This is a genomic window from Catalinimonas alkaloidigena (assembly GCF_900100765.1).
Classification (GTDB): domain Bacteria; phylum Bacteroidota; class Bacteroidia; order Cytophagales; family Flexibacteraceae; genus Mooreia; species Mooreia alkaloidigena.
In genome coordinates this window covers 150,603-167,842 of sequence record NZ_FNFO01000005.1, presented here as the reverse complement: position 1 = coordinate 167,842, position 17,240 = coordinate 150,603, and the positions used below count along the sequence as shown (strand labels likewise).

The 17,240-nt window shown below is 58.4% G+C and carries 6 protein-coding genes and 1 pseudogene; 6 read left to right on the top strand and 1 reads right to left on the bottom strand.

The genetic code is table 11. The features are described from left to right. The first annotated feature begins 14 nt into the window (after positions 1 to 14). From BLR44_RS14445 to BLR44_RS14415, 6 genes and pseudogenes are all read left to right on the top strand, one after another. The gene (locus tag BLR44_RS14445; RefSeq protein ID WP_245706067.1) at positions 15 to 3,563 is read left to right on the top strand and encodes a SusC/RagA family TonB-linked outer membrane protein; all 3,549 of its coding nucleotides are present in this window, start codon (positions 15 to 17) and stop codon (positions 3,561 to 3,563) included. A gap of 20 nt (positions 3,564 to 3,583) precedes the next feature. Beyond that, positions 3,584 to 5,005 (top strand): RagB/SusD family nutrient uptake outer membrane protein, encoded by a 1,422-nt coding sequence (locus BLR44_RS14440; protein ID WP_089683550.1) that lies wholly within the window; start codon positions 3,584 to 3,586, stop codon positions 5,003 to 5,005. A gap of 192 nt (positions 5,006 to 5,197) precedes the next feature. After that, the gene (locus BLR44_RS14435) at positions 5,198 to 7,564 is read left to right on the top strand and encodes a GH92 family glycosyl hydrolase (RefSeq protein WP_089683099.1); all 2,367 of its coding nucleotides are present in this window, start codon (positions 5,198 to 5,200) and stop codon (positions 7,562 to 7,564) included. A 149-nt stretch (positions 7,565 to 7,713) separates the two neighbouring features. Further along, positions 7,714 to 10,098, top strand: coding sequence for an ABC transporter permease (locus BLR44_RS14430; protein WP_089683097.1), 2,385 nt, complete (start codon positions 7,714 to 7,716; stop codon positions 10,096 to 10,098). A gap of 444 nt (positions 10,099 to 10,542) precedes the next feature. After that, positions 10,543 to 12,165 (top strand): annotated as a pseudogene (locus tag BLR44_RS14420) (ammonium transporter). Positions 12,166 to 12,320: 155 nt separating this feature from the next. Continuing rightward, complete coding sequence (locus BLR44_RS14415; RefSeq protein ID WP_089683091.1) at positions 12,321 to 13,004, top strand: DUF6090 family protein; 684 nt, start codon at positions 12,321 to 12,323, stop codon at positions 13,002 to 13,004. Positions 13,005 to 13,109: 105 nt separating this feature from the next. Here the strand turns inward: BLR44_RS14415 and BLR44_RS14410 are convergent, their stop codons facing one another. Continuing rightward, the gene (locus BLR44_RS14410; RefSeq protein WP_218127087.1) at positions 13,110 to 16,877 is read right to left on the bottom strand and encodes an integrin alpha; all 3,768 of its coding nucleotides are present in this window, start codon (positions 16,875 to 16,877) and stop codon (positions 13,110 to 13,112) included. Positions 16,878 to 17,240: the final 363 nt, after the last annotated feature.

The following is a 17,240-nucleotide window of genomic DNA, read 5'->3' as shown; positions in this document are numbered from 1 at the left end:
ATCGATAACCTATCATGAACACCAGTGTACACCACTTGATGGGAAGGGTATGCCCTTTGCTCATCGGCCTGATGCTGGTCTGGGATGCCTCAGGCCAGGGTTGGGTCAGTCTGGACCGATCCCGGGAACCTGCCCCGGAGGCGCTTGCGCCGGCCCACGAACCCCAACAGGCGCAGCAGTACCAATCCCTACAAGAAGCGCTTGAAGAAGTGGAACGGCAGTACGACGTCTCGTTTACCTACGTGGCCAAGGTCGTGGAGGGAAAGCAGGTGGTGCGCAAACAGCCGAACGGCACCCAGACCAGTGCAGAACAACAGCTACGCGAGTTGCTGAACGGCACGAACCTGACCTACCAACGCCTGGGCGACCGCTATTTTGTGATCAAACCCCGCGAAGAGACGCGCAACGCCAACCGGGAAGCCGGAACACGCCTCCAGCGCATGACGCCGCCGGTCGATCCGCTGGCCTTGCGGCAGAGCGCCCTGATGCGCATTGCACCGCTGGATAAAAACATTTCGGGCCGCGTGACCGATACCAAGGGCGAAGGGATTCCGGGCGTGAACATTCTGGAGAAGGGTTCGGCCACCGGCACCATCACCGACGTAAACGGCAACTTCACACTGACCGTCTCGGAGGGGGCCACGCTGGTGGTCAGTGCGGTGGGTTACATGTCCAAAGAGATTGCGGTCGGGAATCAGGCCTCGATCAACGTCACGCTGGAGGACGACGTAAAAGCGTTGGACGAAGTGGTGGTGGTGGGCTACGGCACACAGAGCAAACGGGCCGTGACGGGCGCGGTAGCTTCTATCGACTACGAGCGCTTCAAAGACCGGTCATTCAGCAACGTGACCCAATCGCTGGCGGGGCAGTTGCCGGGCGTCAACATCACGCAGGCGCAAGGCGCGCCGGGGCAGTCGCCCATCATCCGCATCCGGGGCATCAGTTCCATCACCGCCGGGACCAATCCGCTCTACGTGATCGACGGCATGCCCATCGAAAACTTCAACCTGAACACCATCAACCCCCAGGACATTGAGTCGGTCGAGGTGCTGAAAGATGCGTCATCGGCCGCGATTTACGGATCGCGCGGGGCGAACGGTGTTATTCTGATTACGACCAAACTGGGCCGTCCTGGCCAGACCAACGTCAACGTAACGTACGAACACGGCATTCAGGAAGTGGTGCGGCAGATCGACCTGATGGACGCGCAGCAGTTTGTGGACTACTACGTCGATGCGCACAACAACGCCTGGGTGGCGGCCGGTGGCAATGCCAGCGACCCGAACGACGTGCGCGGCACCTCGTACAAGATTCCGGAAGACTTCATCAACAACCCCGGGCAATTCGGGGCGGGGACCAACTGGCAGGACGTGATGTTCCGCGTCGCGCCCATCGACAACGCGCAAGTGTCGCTGTCGGGTGGTTCCGAAAAAACGCAGTACCTGTTGTCCACGGCGTTTCTGAACCAACAGGGCGTGCTGGACCAGAACTACTACAAGCGCCTGACGGTGCGCGCCAACCTGAAGCAAAACATTTCCGAGAAGTTTACGGCGGGCGCGAACCTGACGTTTGCGGGCATTTACGACCGGACCGACGGCATCCAGGGGAAAAGCGATGTGGTGAGCCTGGGTCTGCAAAGCGACCCGATTTTCCCGGTTTACAACGAAAACGGCAACCTGGGTTTCAAAGATCCCAACTCCGTGTGGTACCGGTTTGCGGCGTATAACGACCTGCAACTCTGGCACCCGTATTCGCTGACGCGCGAAATCGACAAACAGAACAAAACGTTCAACACACTCGGCACCGGCTATTTGGAATACAACATTCTGGAGGGGCTGCAGTTTCGTTCCAGCGTGAGTGTCAACCTGTCGAACAGCCGCTACGATTCGTACCGCTACGACAAAATGAAGTACGGCTACTCGTCGCCGCTGGCGGCGCAGGGCGACGTCAACTCCACGTTTATGATGAACTGGCTGACGGAGAACACGCTGAATTACCAGAAACAGTTCGGCGCGCACCAGCTCAACGCCCTGATCGGTTACACCACCCAGAAGCAGCGTGACGAGTACATGGCCGTGGGCGCGGGCAACTACCCGAACGACCTAGTCCACACGCTCAACGCCGGGACGGTGAACGGCGGCACCTCGACCGCCTCCGAATGGTCGATGCTGTCGTACCTGGCACGGGTCAACTACAACCTGAACAACAAGTACTTCCTGACCGGGACCATTCGCCGGGACGGCAGCTCGCGCTTCGGGAACAATACCAAGTGGGGCTATTTTCCGTCGATTTCGGGCGGCTGGGTGCTGTCGGATGAGGCGTTCATGAGTGGCCTCAACTGGGTCAATACCCTGAAACTGCGCGCCAGTTACGGGGTGGCCGGAAACAACCAGATTCCGAACTACGGGGCGGTCAGTCTGCTGGGTGCGGCCAACTACGTGAACGGCACCAGCCTGGCCAACGGCCTGAAGGTGACGACCATCGCCAACCCCGACCTGAAATGGGAAAAGACGCATCAGTTCAACCTGGGCGTCGACCTGCTGATGCTGAACAACCGCGTGCGGATCGCGGCCGAGCTGTACAACTCTACCACCAACGATCTGTTGCTGAACGTGCCCGTGCCCGACATCACCGGCTTCTCGACGCAGCTGACCAACATCGGCAGCATGCGCAACCGGGGTTTTGAATTCAACCTCCATTCGGAAAACATCAACCGGCAACTGTCCTGGACCACCGATTTCAATTTCTCGCTGAACCGCAACCAGGTGATGCAACTGGGACCGGGCGATGCGCCGATCATCTACACCGACTACGTGGTGACCGTGAAGACCGAAGTGGGGCAGCCCATCTCCAACTTCTACGGCTACATTTTCGACGGGGTCTACAACAACCAGGGCGAGATCGACGCCACCCCGCACCACCCGTCCACCACGCCCGGCGACCCGATTGTGCGCGACGTGAACGGCGACGGGCAGATTACGGAAGACGACCGGACGGTGATCGGCAACTACCAGCCCAACTTCATCAGCGGCATGACCAACACGTTCTACTACAAAGGGTTTGAGTTTTCGTTTATGCTGCAAGGCTCGTACGGCGGCGAAATCACCAACCAGTTGATCCGCTACAACGGCATCTGGAACGGGGGGCGCAATGCCTACGCCGACGTGGCCAACTACTGGCGCTCGGAGAGCGATCCCGGCGACGGCAAGCACTTCAAGCCGACCATTGCCCCACGCGGGTTGCAGGAGAAATTCTCGACCTACTGGGTGGAAGATGCGTCGTTTCTGCGGGTGAAAAACATCCGGATTGCTTATTCGCTGCCGAAGCAGTTGCTGGCGCGGACGCCCATCAAAACGGCCCGCGTGTACGTGAATGCCGAGAACGTCTTCCTGTTTACCGACTACTCGAACTACGATCCGGAAAACACGACGTATCCGGCCACGACCTACTCGCCCACAGCGACCGCAACCACCGGCATGCCCTCCGGCGCCATGATCGGTGTCGACTACGGTTCGTACCCGGTGCCGCGGATCATCACGATCGGGACCAAGATTGATTTTTAATGACCTTATTTCCTACCACGATGCCTACCTTCCAAAAGCTATCTCTCGTGCTGTGTCTCGGTCTGCTCCTGGCCGGGTGCAAAGACGATTTTCTGGAGCTGGCGCCCCTTTCCAACGCCAACGCCAATAACTTCTACAAGACCAAAGCCGACTTCGATCTGGCGGTCAATGCGGCCTACTCGACGCTGTACGTCACGTTTGCGCCCGAAAGCGGCATTTCCTACGCCGCCGAGCAGATGTCGGACAACGCCACGCTCTACAACGTGGCGGGCATTCAGGCCGACCGCTGGGCGTTTAAAGACTACGCCCTGAACCCCTCGAACACGGAAGTGTACCGTTTCTGGCGGGAGCACTACAGCGCCCTGTTTTCGGTCAACATTGTGCTGGACCGCATCGAGGCGGCCGAGCTGGACGAAGCCTACAAAGACCAGGTACGGGCCGAAATGCGTTTCCTGCGGGGCATGTACTACTACTACATGGTGCAGATGTGGGGGCCGGTGCCGCTGGTGACCAAGCCGCTGACCGCCGAAGAAAGCTACGACTACCTGCGCGCACCCGAAGCTGAAATTTATGCGCAGATTACCAGTGATCTGACCTTTGCCGCCGAGCGGTTGCCGCTGACTACGCAGGTGCCTGCGTTGGGCCGGGCGTCCAAAGGCGCGGCGCAGACGTTCCTGGCCAAAGTTTACCTGACGCAAGGCGACAAAGCCGCCGCGACGCAACAGTTGCAGGCGGTGGTGTCCAGCGGGCAGTATGCGCTCCTCGACGATTACGATGACCTGTGGGCAGTTGCGAACAAAAACACGCAGGAGTCGATCTTCGAGATTCAGTACCTGGGGGGCGCGGGCAATCCGTTCAGCCCGTACTGGACCTCCTTTTCGCCTACCGAAAACTTTACGCTGACGCAGTACGGCGGCGGGATGAATCAGGTGACGGACGATCTGTACAACGAATTTGAGGAGGGCGATCCGCGGCGGGAGCGGACCATCGCGCTCGGGTACACGAACAACGCGGGCACGTTCGTCTCAATCAAGTTTCCGTACAAGTGGGTCGATACCAACGCCGTCATCGTGAACGGCCGCGAACTGGCCGACAACAACTTCATGGTGCTGCGCTACGCCGATGTGCTGCTGCTGCTGACCGAGGCGACCGGCGATCCGTCTTACCTGAATCAGGTGCGTGCCCGGGTGGGCCTGCCCGGTTTCGGCGAAGCCGGGTATCCGAGCGACCTGTACCCGACGGTAGAGCGCGCCCTGGAACACGAACGGCGTGTGGAACTGGCACTGGAGTTTCACCGCTTCTTCGACCTGAAGCGCACCGGCCGCGCCGTGGAGGTATTGCAGGCCAAAGGCAAGCCCGTCACGGAAGGCAAGCTGGTGATGCCCATTCCCGAAATGGTCCGGCAGCAAAACCCCGGCATCGAACAGAATGCGGCCTATTGAGCCACTTTTGATTTTTGAATAAAAGAAGGCGCAGCCAGGGAGTAAGCTCTTGGGCTGCGTTTTTTCTATACACCGTGAAGAGAAAGAATGCAGTTTTTGGAGAAAAGGAGGTTGCGTAGGCGAAACGCTTCTCGGGAAATATGAAGCCGGGTGCCTATCTTACGCGCCTCACCATCACCCGCGTCTGATCCCGTGATACGTTGTTTCCGTCTGCTTTCGTTGGCCTGCGCCGTTTTTTTCCTGAGTGGGTCGACCGGCCTGCGAGGCCAGAGCCGCACCCCGGCCCAGTGGGTCAATCCGTTTGTCGACACCCACAATTCCCGCTGGTTTTACTTTAGCTCCGCGAGTCGCCCGTTCGGGATGGTCAACCTCAGTCCCGATACCGACACCAAATCGACCTGGAGTTCGGGCTATTTGTACGACAGCCCTACCATTCGGTGCTTCAGCCACATCCACGCCTGGCAGCTGTCGGGCATTGCCGTGATGCCGACCGTCGGCACAATGCAGGGCCACCTGGGCATGGACGCTTACCAGTCGCGGTTTTCGCACGAGGGCGAAGTGGCCGAGCCCGGTTACCACAAAGTCCATCTGCAGGAGTACAACATCGGGGTAGAGCTGACGTCGACCACGCGCGTCGGCTTCCACCGCTATACGTTCCCCCGGACCGACAGTGCGTTTGTGTTGTTCGATACCGGCGCGTACCTGGCTCACGGCCCCACCGAACATTCGGAAGTACGGCGCGTGAGCGACCGGGAAATCGAGGGAATGGCCGTGATGGGCAAGACCATCCGTCGTCCGAAAGAGACGCCCGTTTACTTCGTGGCGCGGTTCAGCAAGCCCTTTGCCCACTTCGGCGGGTGGCAGGACAGCACCCGGCTTACGCAGGCCGTGAACCGCCTTGGGGGGAAGCACGCCGGTGCGTACCTGCACTTCCAGATGACCGATCAGGAGTCTCTTTTGCTCAAAGTCGCCATTTCCTACACCAGTCTGGCCAACGCCCGCTCTAACCTGGAAGCCGAGTTGCCGCATTGGGATTTCGACCGCGTACATCGGGAATCGACCGACCAATGGAATGCGATGTTAGGCCGCATTCGGGTGGAGGGCGGTACCGAGGCGCAACGCGTTAAATTCTATACTGACCTGTGGCACAGCTTGTTGGGGCGGCGCATCCTCAGCGACGTGAACGGCGACTACCCGGACATGACCGGCCCCCGGCCGCAGATCCGCCGGGTCGCGCTCGACGCCCAGGGGCAACCGCGTTTTCCCCATTACAACTTCGATGCGTGGTGGGGCAGCCATTGGTCGCTCAACATCCTCTGGTCGATGGTCTATCCCGAAATTATGGACGGCTTCTGCAACACGATGGTCGACATGTACCACAACGGAGGGCTGATTCCGCGCGGCCCGTCCGGGGGCAACTACACGTTCGTGATGATCGGCGACCCGGCGGTTTCCTTTTTTGCCACGGCCTATAACAAAGGCATCCGCACCTACGACGTGGCCGCCGCTTACGAAGGACTGCGCAAAAATGCGTTTGTCGGGGGCATTCGCGACCACGCCGGGTACGAGCACCGAAGCCCGGCTTTCGGTGGCGGCATGCAGTACTACGAAACACAGGGCTGGGTGCCCGAAGGCATCGGAGGACCGGGCGGTCACAAGGACGGCGCTTCCATGACGCTGGAGTATGCCTACCAGGACTGGTGTCTGGCTCAACTCGCGCAGGCCTTGGGCAAAACGGACGATGCAACTTTGTTCCGCCAACGGGCCGGCAATTACAAGCACCTCTGGAATCCGGCGACCCGCTACATGCATCCGCGCGAAAAAGACGGCTCCTGGATCGCGGACTTTACTCCGGTGGTTGATGCGTTCAACACGCGCGGCTTCTGCGAGAGCAACGCGGCGATCTATACCCACTACGTCCCGCACGACATGGCCGGTCTGATCCGGCTGTTCGGTGGGGCGGCGGCCTACAGCGCCTACCTCGATTCCTGTTTCATCAAAGGCCAGCCGCTGGGGTTTGTCGGCGCAAATAAGAAACACGCGTCGACCTGGGTCGATTACGGCAACCAGCCCGGCACCCAGATGGCGCACCTGTTCAACTACGCGGGCAAGCCCTGGCTGACCCAGAAGTGGGTGCGCGAGGTGAAAATGGCCTTTAACGACACCACACCCTACGGCGGCTATGACGGCGACGAAGACCAGGGACAGATGGGGGCGCTCGGTGTCCTGATGGCCATTGGTCTGTTCGAAGTGGATGGCGGGGCCTCCACGCAGCCGTTTTATGAAATCAGTTCGCCGCTGTTCGACCGCGTGGAGATCAAGTTGAACCGGCAGTATTATGAAGGCGAACGGTTTGTGATCACCACCGAAAATAACGCGACCGATCGGCCCTACATTCAGGCAGTGACGTTGAACGGAAAACCGTGGCGACAGAACTGGTTTTCGCACGAGCTTTTTCAGCGGGGAGGGGAGCTGCACCTGCGCCTCGGCACGGAGCCGAACAAAAAATGGGGCACGAAACCGCCTCCGTCGCTATCGGCGCCGGCAGGTCGTCGTTGAGCATTCCTCGGGGGTGCTTGCCGCTCATCGCGCGTACACGCCTGTCTTCCCGGGATTGGTGGGGTTAGCACATATCCACAGGAGTTGGGAACAAAAATTTACATCTTGCTGGCTACGAAAATCCTCGTACTCCTTTTCCCATCCCTCTCATGTTCAAGAATCTTCTCAAAGTAGCCCTTCGCAACCTGCGCCGTGAGCGGGGCTACACGGCCATCAACGTGCTGGGCCTGACGCTGGGCATTGCCAGTGCCCTGTTCATTCTTCTCTACGTGGTGGACGAACTTAGCTTCGACCGCTTCCATGCGAACGCCGACCGGATTTACCGCGTGGCCACCCACATCAAAGAGCAGGACGACGAGTTTACGTGGCCTTCTACGCAGATTCCGTTCGCGGAAGAAATTCAGGAGAAGTACCCCAATGCCGAGCACGCCGTCCGGTTCATCGGGGTGGGGCGGGAGCTGTTTGAGAACGGCGATCTGAAATTTTACGAAGAAGATTTTCATTACACCGACCCCGACATCTTCGCGATGTTTACCTATCCGTTTGTGGCGGGCAATCCGGAGACGGCCCTGCGCGACCCCTATACGGCGGTGCTGACGCAGGAAACGGCTCACAAGTATTTCGGTGAGGAAGATGCACTCGGCAAAACCCTTCGGAAGGGCAAAGAGGTCTATACCGTAACGGGTGTGATGGAAAACGTTCCGAAAAACTCGCACTGGCGGTTCGATGCGCTGCTGTCGCGCAGTTCCCTGCCCGAAGAGATGGGCGCGTGGGGGGGATGGGGCGTGCCCACGTACGTACAACTGCGCGAAGGCGTAGCGCCGGAAGCGTTCCTGGCCGACATGGAACAACTGAATACGGAGCACGTCAAGCCCATTTTTGATGAGTTCGGCATTTCGATGCGTTACCTGCTAGAACCGCTACCGGACATTCACCTCTACTCGCACCTCGGCAACGAAACCGAAGCTAGCGGCGACATCACGTACGTGTACATTTTTGCCAGCGTAGCGCTGATCATGCTGGTGCTGGCCTGCATCAACTACATGAACCTGGCGACGGCCCGCTCGGCCCGCCGGGCGCGCGAAGTGGGCATTCGCAAGGCGATGGGCTCGACGCGCCGCCTGCTGGTGGCGCAGTTCATGAGCGAGTCGGTGGTGCTGACGCTCCTGGCCACGGTGCTGAGTCTGGCCCTGGTGTTTCTGCTGTTGCCGTTCTTTAACGACCTGAGCGGCAAGGCATTGGGCTACGGTTTTCTGGGCAAGCCCATCGTGCTGGGCGGCCTGCTGCTGACGATTGTGGTGGTGGCGCTGTTCAGCGGCAGCTACCCGGCGTTTGTGCTGTCGCGGTTCGATCCGGTCCGTACGCTGAAAGGCAACGGCACGACCGACTTGTCGGCCGGGGGGCGTAGCCTGCGCAAGGGCCTGGTGGTGGTGCAATTTGCGGCGGCGGTGGTGCTGCTGGTCAGCACCTGGGTCGTGTACGATCAGCTGAGCTTTTTCCGGAGCAAGGACCTGGGCTACGACAAAGCGCGGCTGGTGGTGGTAGAGATGGCCGACTCTACCATTCGTGCGCATTACCCGGCGTTGCGGCAACAGTTGGTCAACCTGGCCGGTGTGCGGCAGGTGGCGTCGGCCTCGACCAAGCCAGGAAACAGCATTGGTAAAAACCTGATTTCGGTCGAGACTGAGAACGAAGGCCGCGCCGACCGGGGCGTCAACCTCTACGAAGCCGATTGGGATTACCTCGATGCGGTGAACATTCCGGTGCTGCAGGGGCGGCTGTTTTCTCGCGACGTCGTCAGCGACACCAACGGCGTGCTGGTGAACGAAGCCATGGTGGCGCGCATGGGCTGGGAAGAGCCCCTGGGCAAGCACTTTTACATCGGTCCGTCGGAAAACCAGCGTGAGTGGCACGTCATCGGGGTGATTAAGGATTACCACCAACTTTCGCTCTACGATGCCATCGAGCCACTGGCGATTTTCTTCGACGACGAAAATAATTACTACCTGCACATCAAGCTCGATGCCGGAGATCCCAAGCCGCCGCTGGCCCGCATCGAACAGGCGTGGCAGCAGGTCAACCCCGGCTATCCGTTTCACTATACCTTTCTGGACCAGGATTTTGAGGCCCAGTTTGAGGCCGACGGCAAGCGGGGCGTGATCTTCGGCGTGTTTGCCGGACTGACCATCCTGATTGCGGCCCTGGGTCTGCTGGCGCTGGTGTCGTACACCACCGAACAACGGACGCGCGAAATCGGGGTCCGGAAGGTGCTGGGTGCCGAGGCGCGCGACGTGGTGATGCTCATCGCCCGCGACTTCCTGCTGCTGATCGGCGTGGCCCTGGTCATCGCCCTACCGCTGGCCGGCTATTTTGCCTACCGCTGGCTCGAAAGCTTTGTGTATCGCACCGATCTCCACTGGTATACGTTTGTGGCGGCGGCGGTCGTTACCCTTCTCCTCACCATGCTGACGGTCGGCTACCACACCCTGCGGGCTGCACAGACCGACCCGGTGCGCGCGCTGCGTGCAGAATAGACGAAGAATTGGATTGTTGATTAGAGACGGCGCTCTCCGCAAGGGGAATGCCGTCTCGCTTTTAAAAGGCCCGGATGGCGTACGTAAGGAGGAACGGTACTTTGGAAGAGAAATGCGACTTTTTCGTGATTGCGGTAGCTTGGTATAGTGCGGATGGGGAGAGGAGTAATGTGCTCTGAATCAGATAGAGGAGTGTTGTTTTTGTGGTGTTTAATGTTATGTAAGGTTATTTACCATTTTTGTGCTTGTGTAAGATGAATGCATGCTTATGTATTCATCTAATCGAAAAATTGTCCCGTCATTTGTGCAGGCTTCTGGGTAGCGGCCACACTTTCTCCCCCTGGCGTTACCTGCCCCTGCTGAAGCACTGGGCGCTTGGCGCAAGTGCGACCGTCGCCGCTGTCTCTCACCGCCTTACGCAGTTCAACCTGATCGATCGTTACGATGAAAAAAGCAGTTATAAGCGTGCTTCTTCTACTATGGGCGCCCCGAGCCTGGGCCGAAGGCACTACCGAAGCAGTACCGGACGTAGCCGGTCCTTCCAGTGACGATGCCTTGTGGGTACTGGTGGCGGGGATCCTGGTGTTTTTTATGCAGGCAGGCTTTAAATGCCTCGAAGTCGGGATGGTGCGTCCCCAGCATGCCGCGACCGTAGCGATGAAAAACATCGTGGACTGGACCGTAGGGCTGCTGGTCTTTTTTCTGGTGGGCTTCGGGCTGATGTTCGGGACCTCGGTCCAGGGGATGTTCGGTGGGTCGCTTTTCGCACCGGAGACTTTCGATGTGGCGGGGAGCAACAGCCTTGGCGCGATTTTCTTCCTGTTCCAGATCGCCTTTGCGGGCACGGCGCTCACCATCGTGTCGGGAGCCATGTCGGAGCGGACGGGCTTCGTTCCGTACCTGACGGCCTCGTGCGTCATTGCCATGTTGATCTATCCGGTCTTTGGACACTAGGCGTGGGGCAACCTGTTCTTTGCCAACAATACGGCCTGGCTGGCCGACCTAGGCTTCATCGATTTCGCCGGATCTACCGTTGTGCATTCCATAGGGGCCTGGGTTTCGCTGGCCGGCCTGTCGCTGCTGGGGCCTCGCCTGGGGCGCTATACGGCGGAAGGGAAACTGCGCAGTTTCCCGGCGTCGAGCATTCCCATGGCGGTGCTGGGGGTTCTGATTCTCTGGCTGGGCTGGTGGGGCTTTAACGGAGGCAGTACGCTGGCCTTTAACGGCGAGGTAGGAAAGATCATCCTGAATACAAATCTGGCTGGTGCTGCTGCCGGACTAGCCGCCTACTTTCATTCGTACTTCGTTCAGCAGAAAGATAGCATTTACGAAAAAATGCTCGGTGGCATTCTTGGGGGATTGGTCGCCATCACGGCATCGCCGCACATCCAGACGCCGCTGACGTCACTGGTGATCGGACTGGCGGCGGGCATAATCCACAACCTAGCGTACGACTTTGTGGCCAAAAAGCTCAAGATCGACGATGCCGTCGGGGCTATTCCAGTGCATGGCTTTTGCGGTGCCTTCGGAACGCTGGCCGTGGTGCTGGCTCCGGCCTCCACCCTGGCAAACGGATTCTGGCTGCAATTGGGCATACAGGCCATGGGCGTAGTGCTCTGTTTTGTCTGGGCCGGTGGGCTGGCTTACGCTATGTTCTTCGTACTGCGCCGGACCATCGGGTTGCGCGTTTCCCCCGCAGGAAGAGCGAGAAGGACTTACCCTGTTCCCGAAAGAGCAGGAGGAAGAACAGGTGGCGGATGCGGACCTGGAAGCTCTGTTACAACAAATGGAGGTATAATCCCAAGCGACATGAACGAGTACATCAAAGAAACCAACATCGCGCAGGTCGCGGTCAAACAGTCGGACACCGATTTCGAGGTGATGTCCCTGTTACAGTTCCTGAAAATTAACGCCCTGGAGCGCAATAAGCTGGTGATGGCCAAGCGGGTTGAGTTTGTCGATTTTGAAGGAAACAAAATTTCCATCCTGTCGGCGCTTACGGCCATTACCGCCCTGATGGCCAAGCTGCGGGCTGACAACCAACTGGTCACAGCACTGAAGTCCTGAGTTAAAAAAAGTACGTTCGTTCCTCGAAGCCGCCTCAAAAGGGTGGCTTTTTTTTGAAGTCTTTCTTTTAGGAAAAGAGATGCTGTAAAATTGTAATTCCAGTTTTTCGCGGTTATGTTGTTGACGTAGCAACCGACTCACTTTTTCATGTTTTCATGAAGCGTAAACTGCGTTCCATCAACTTCCTGAAGGGTATAAAATGGGGAGACAAACTGATTGACATTGTGGTCGTGGTGCTGGGCATTACGATTGTCTTCTGGCTCAATACTTGGGGAGAAGCACGGAAAAATCAAGCCACAGAACAATCCTACCTGAAGCGACTGCAATACGATCTGGTCCAGGATTCGACCGATTTGGCCGACATCCTGGAAGGGATGGATACCATCGCATTCAGCATCGAACGGATGTTGCGACTGGCGCCCCACGCAGAAGCTGCCGATAGCGTAGCCACCTATTTTAATTTCATGATGGGGCGGGACGAATTTGTCTTTCTACCGGAAGAGTATACCTATCGGGCCTTGCAGCAGAGCGGCGACATCGGGTTGATTCAGAGCGACAGCACCCTGAAGTACCTGGCGGAGCTCTGCAAGTATTACGAGGCACTGCAGCTGATGAGCGACATTGCCTATAGACTGCAGTTTGAGGAATTAAGGACTTACTTCAGAAACTACGACATGCGGAGGGAGCACCTGGTGGACCCCGATTTGTATAATTCTCAGACCTTCGATGATGTGCTGATTACGTATCGTACCAACCTGTTCAACCGTCGGCGGTTCATCCACGAAGCATTGGTGCGGCATCGGAAACTGCAAAGGCTGCTCCATGAGCAAATCGACTAAGCACCGTCGACCTTACATAAGACAAACCTCTCGTGATCGGAAGCGGGTGCCGACCACGAGAGGTTTGTCTACTTGATTCCTGTGACGTTTCCTGTTGCTAATGCACTATTCTGTTTTAAGCACTTTCACGACCTGGTGTTGCGTGCCACACCGCAGGGTGAGGTAATACACACCGGGCTGCGGGAACCACTGGGCTGGAAGCACATGACGCGTATGCTGCATCAGCGGTAGCGTCCGCTCGGCAATCAGGCGCCCCTGCGGCGTGACTACCCGAATTTCGGCCGTGCCTTCGACGGTTCCCTGGTAATAGAGAGTGAGGTCGGCATCGAACGGATTGGGTGACGCCACCCAGTCGAAGTAGCCCTGCCGGAAAACAGACTGCGTTTCCGTATAGGACACGGTGCCATCCAGGTCCACCTGCTTGAGGCGGTAGTAGTTTTCGCCGGTGTAAGGCCGCTGATCGGTAAACTGGTAGGCAAGACGCTGGTGCGAGGTACCGGCTCCCCGAAGCTGTCCTATCGTTTCGAAGTTTTGACCGTTCTGGCTGCGTTCGATCTCGAAATGGCTGTTGTTAAACTCCGCGGCCGTTTCCCATGTCAGCTCCACCGTTTTCGTTGTGGGGACCGCCGCAAAGGAGACCAAGGTGATCGGCAGGGGAGCAATCTGACGGTAGTCGGCCATGCCGTTGCCGTCCTCGTCCGGAATGGTGGCGGCCATGCCCGACTGGTCCGGGTCGAGTAAGTCAATGATGCCGTCCTGATCGGAATCGAAGAAGTAGGAGCCCCCCGCGAGCGGAGAAGCCAGGGTCGTGGCGGCAGGGAAACCTGTTCCCTTTTTCACCTGCTGTCCCTGCGTAGGCTTGGAGACTACCCGCCCGGAAGTGGGGGCATACGTCGTATTGGCCTGTAAGAAGTTGGGGGTGCCGTTCTCGTCGTCGTCTTCCATCCAGTTCGGAATACCGTCGGCGTCGTCATCGAGCGAAGAATCGTAGTAGCCGGGCGACCCGTTGGCGGCTTCCCAGTCAGCCGCACGTGCCAGCAACTCAGGCTTGATGTCGTCGTCGTAATTGTCGTCCAGGGCTTCCACATAATCCAGCAGATCATCGCTATCGGAATCCAGGTCCAGAAAATCTTTCTGTCCATCCGAATCGGTATCCGGATTTTCGTAGCTGGTCCCTCCGTTGTCGGTATCGTACAGGTCGATCCAGCCGTCGTTGTCAGAATCGTTGGCTTTCACCAGCGAAAGAGGGAAGAAGCCGTTGGGCAGGAGGTTGGCTGGCGTCACGCCGCCGTTGGCTTCGACCGCATCGGCCATGCCATCGTTGTCAGAGTCCACATCGAGGTGGTTCGGCAGGCCGTCGTAGTCGTAGTCGAAAGCGTCGTTGATGCCATCACCGTTTTCGTCGATAAAGTCGATGTAGGTAGAATCGAGGTAATTGTAAATACCGTCGTTGTCATCGTCGCCCGCCGGGTCGTTGCCGTTGCTTTCTTCCAGGTTGCTCATGCCGTCGTCGTCCCAGTCGTTGTCAGAAGGGGGCGACAGGAAGCTTTTGCAGCCGTGGTAGCCGTGTGCGCGGCCAACGCCGCCGGTGGTTAGGTACCCCACAGCGTTGCCGATCAGTCCTGTCAACGAAGTCGATAAGTTAAGGGTGCCGGTAGGAGCGCTGATCATAAAGTCGGAACCCCCGTCGCCGTTGATGTCGCCCACACCACTGACACACGCCCCCATCAGGTTGGCTACGCTGGGATCGGGCGTCTCTTTCAGCTGCCACAGGAACTGGTTGATCGGGCCGCTGCCGGATTTGCCGAAGTAGACATACGCATGCCCTGACGACTGGCTGGCGTCGACCAGCCCCAGAATGCCGGTGCCGGTGCTGACGGCCAAACCTCCGGGCTCACCGATAATCACGTCGGTAATGCCGTCGCAGTTGACGTCACCAGCGTCGCTCACGCTAAAGCCGTAGAGCAGATTTCCCTCTACCGCTTCGAGCACCAAGGGGCTGCGTGGGCTGGTCAGGGTGGTGGCGCCGGTGGTCAGAAGCCCCGCGTTGGCGCCGTAATACAAATGGACGTTGCCCACCGCAACCAGGTCGGCCCCGAACAGTTCGAGCGATAACGGTTCGCCGACGGCTACGTCGTCGCGTCCGTCGCTGTTGACGTCGTTTAAGGTGCTGACGCTAAAACCGAAGAGGGTGTTTAGTTCCAGACCCACCGGGCGCAGGCTCGTCGCAGCACCGGCCGTAGACGTGGCAGTGATGCCGGTCGCGCTACCGTGGAAAACGTAAGCGGCACCCGTCAGGCCAGCGCCCATCGAAGCCGGGGCACCCACGATGACGTCGTCGTACGTGTCGTTGTTAATCTTCGCCCCGCCGTCCACACTGTAGCCGAACAGACCGCTGGCCAAGCCGCCTTTGATCTTGCGGGCCGGCGCGGACCCGAGACCGGTGCTGGACCCGTGGTAGATGTCGGCTCGCCCGGAGACATTCAACAAAACCAGGTCGGTATAGGCCGGAGCACCGACAATAACGTCGGCATACCCATCACCGTTTACGTCGCCCGCTTCGCTCACGCTAAAACCGTAGAGGGGGTTCGCCGGGGTACTGACCAGCACCCCGAAATCAGCTTGTTTGGGAAATACGGTGGCCGAAACGGTCGGCGACGTCATCAAGTCACCATCGAAATCTGCACCGGAATAAACATAGACTTTGCCGACCGCCACGCTGACGGTTCCTAAGCCGATGGTCAGATTGGTGCGGTCGCCTGGCGCGCCGACAAGTACGTCGTCATAACCATCGCCGTTTACGTCGCCTGCTCCGCTCACGCTGAAGCCCATCAACGCACCGGCTTCGGTGGTGGGTTGCAGTACTTCGTCGGGTGTGATAGAAGGACCGGTAGCGCTGCCCAGATACAGGAACGCCGCCCCTACGGACACGAAGTTGAACGTCTCTGCGCTGACGTTGATGATCTCCACGTACGTCGGTGCCCCGACAAGTACGTCATCGTAACCGTCGCCGTTCACGTCGCCTGCCCCGCTTACCGAATAGCCGTACAAAGTCGGAGTGGTGAGGTCGCTAAGGGTTGAAAACAGCAGGCCGTCGCCTGCGTCGGTCCAGTCGGGAGCGTGGTTGAGCGGATCGACCGTAACCGGATACACGGCTTCGCGGTCGTCGACTACCAGCACCAGTTCCTGTTCGTTCCGCAGCTCCATGGTCGCGGGCAGCAGCCGTTGCGTGGCATCCCACACTTTGATTTCGTCATACACCAGCTGGACGTCCTGCGCCGCGCCGGGCGTATGAAACGCTACCTGACGGGCGTGACGTTGCTGGGCGGTCAGATCACCCGACAGCGACAGCGTAACTTCCAGTGCACCCGTGCCTTCCGGCGCCTGGGACACCACAAAATTCTGGCGCATGCCCTGCGTGCTGTTGGTATACTCCACGCGGTAGTGGGCAAATTGGTAGGTCAGCGCGGTGGTTTGTGCTTCGCTTCGCTGGTAAGTTGCGGGCAGCGCACCCTGGCCCGCGCGACCGATGCGTTGCAATCCGAAATGGAGTTGCCACGCAGGCCGATCGGTTCCTGCAACCCCGTATTTCTGTACAGTATAGCCCTCGGGAGTGTAGACAAACCCTAACGAGTGCTGAGGATTGGCCGATGCGTACGTATGTGGCGACTTGGCCGCCTGCATGCGATATTGCCGCAGGTCCAACTGTTGCTGGGCCTGCTGATACCAATCACTTTGGTTGGGGGTGTTAGCGGCAGACTGCTGCGCCTGCGCGGCAGAAATGCTAATGGCCAGGAGCGCCAGCAAGTAGGCCTTGCGGGGTTTGTTCGATACCGGCATGAATTGAGCAAACCAGGCGGATGTAGCGTGCATTGCTTTGCCATCCACACTTTCAGCACTACCGGAAAGCTTTTTGCGAAACATAGCTTTCATGAATCTGTCTACTAATGGTGTGTTACTATTTACGAAACGCTAATTTATGTAGTCTAAACGTGTGAAAGCGGCGGGCTTTTCGGAGGATTGGCAGATGTACCGTCTGAAAAGAAATCGATTTGCGGGCATCTCTCCCCACAGGACGTAGGAGAGGGGTTTATTTCTAATCTTCGTATCTTTTATTAGTTTAATCCAATTTATGGCATTGATGAATGTGTAGGTTGAGAAGATAAAACCGCCTTAATGTTGGACGAATTTGGACAATGCGACCGGTAAACTACTCGCAACTCAATGGAAAAGAGG

Excerpts from the sequence above, each read along its gene's own strand:
- BLR44_RS14410 (WP_218127087.1), bottom strand. The coding sequence starts at position 16,877 with ATGCACGCTACATCCGCCTGGTTTGCTCAATTCATGCCGGTATCGAAC.
- BLR44_RS14445 (WP_245706067.1), top strand. The coding sequence starts at position 15 with ATGAACACCAGTGTACACCACTTGATGGGAAGGGTATGCCCTTTGCTC.
- BLR44_RS14430 (WP_089683097.1), top strand. The coding sequence starts at position 7,714 with ATGTTCAAGAATCTTCTCAAAGTAGCCCTTCGCAACCTGCGCCGTGAG.
- BLR44_RS14415 (WP_089683091.1), top strand. The coding sequence starts at position 12,321 with ATGAAGCGTAAACTGCGTTCCATCAACTTCCTGAAGGGTATAAAATGG.
- BLR44_RS14440 (WP_089683550.1), top strand. The coding sequence starts at position 3,584 with ATGCCTACCTTCCAAAAGCTATCTCTCGTGCTGTGTCTCGGTCTGCTC.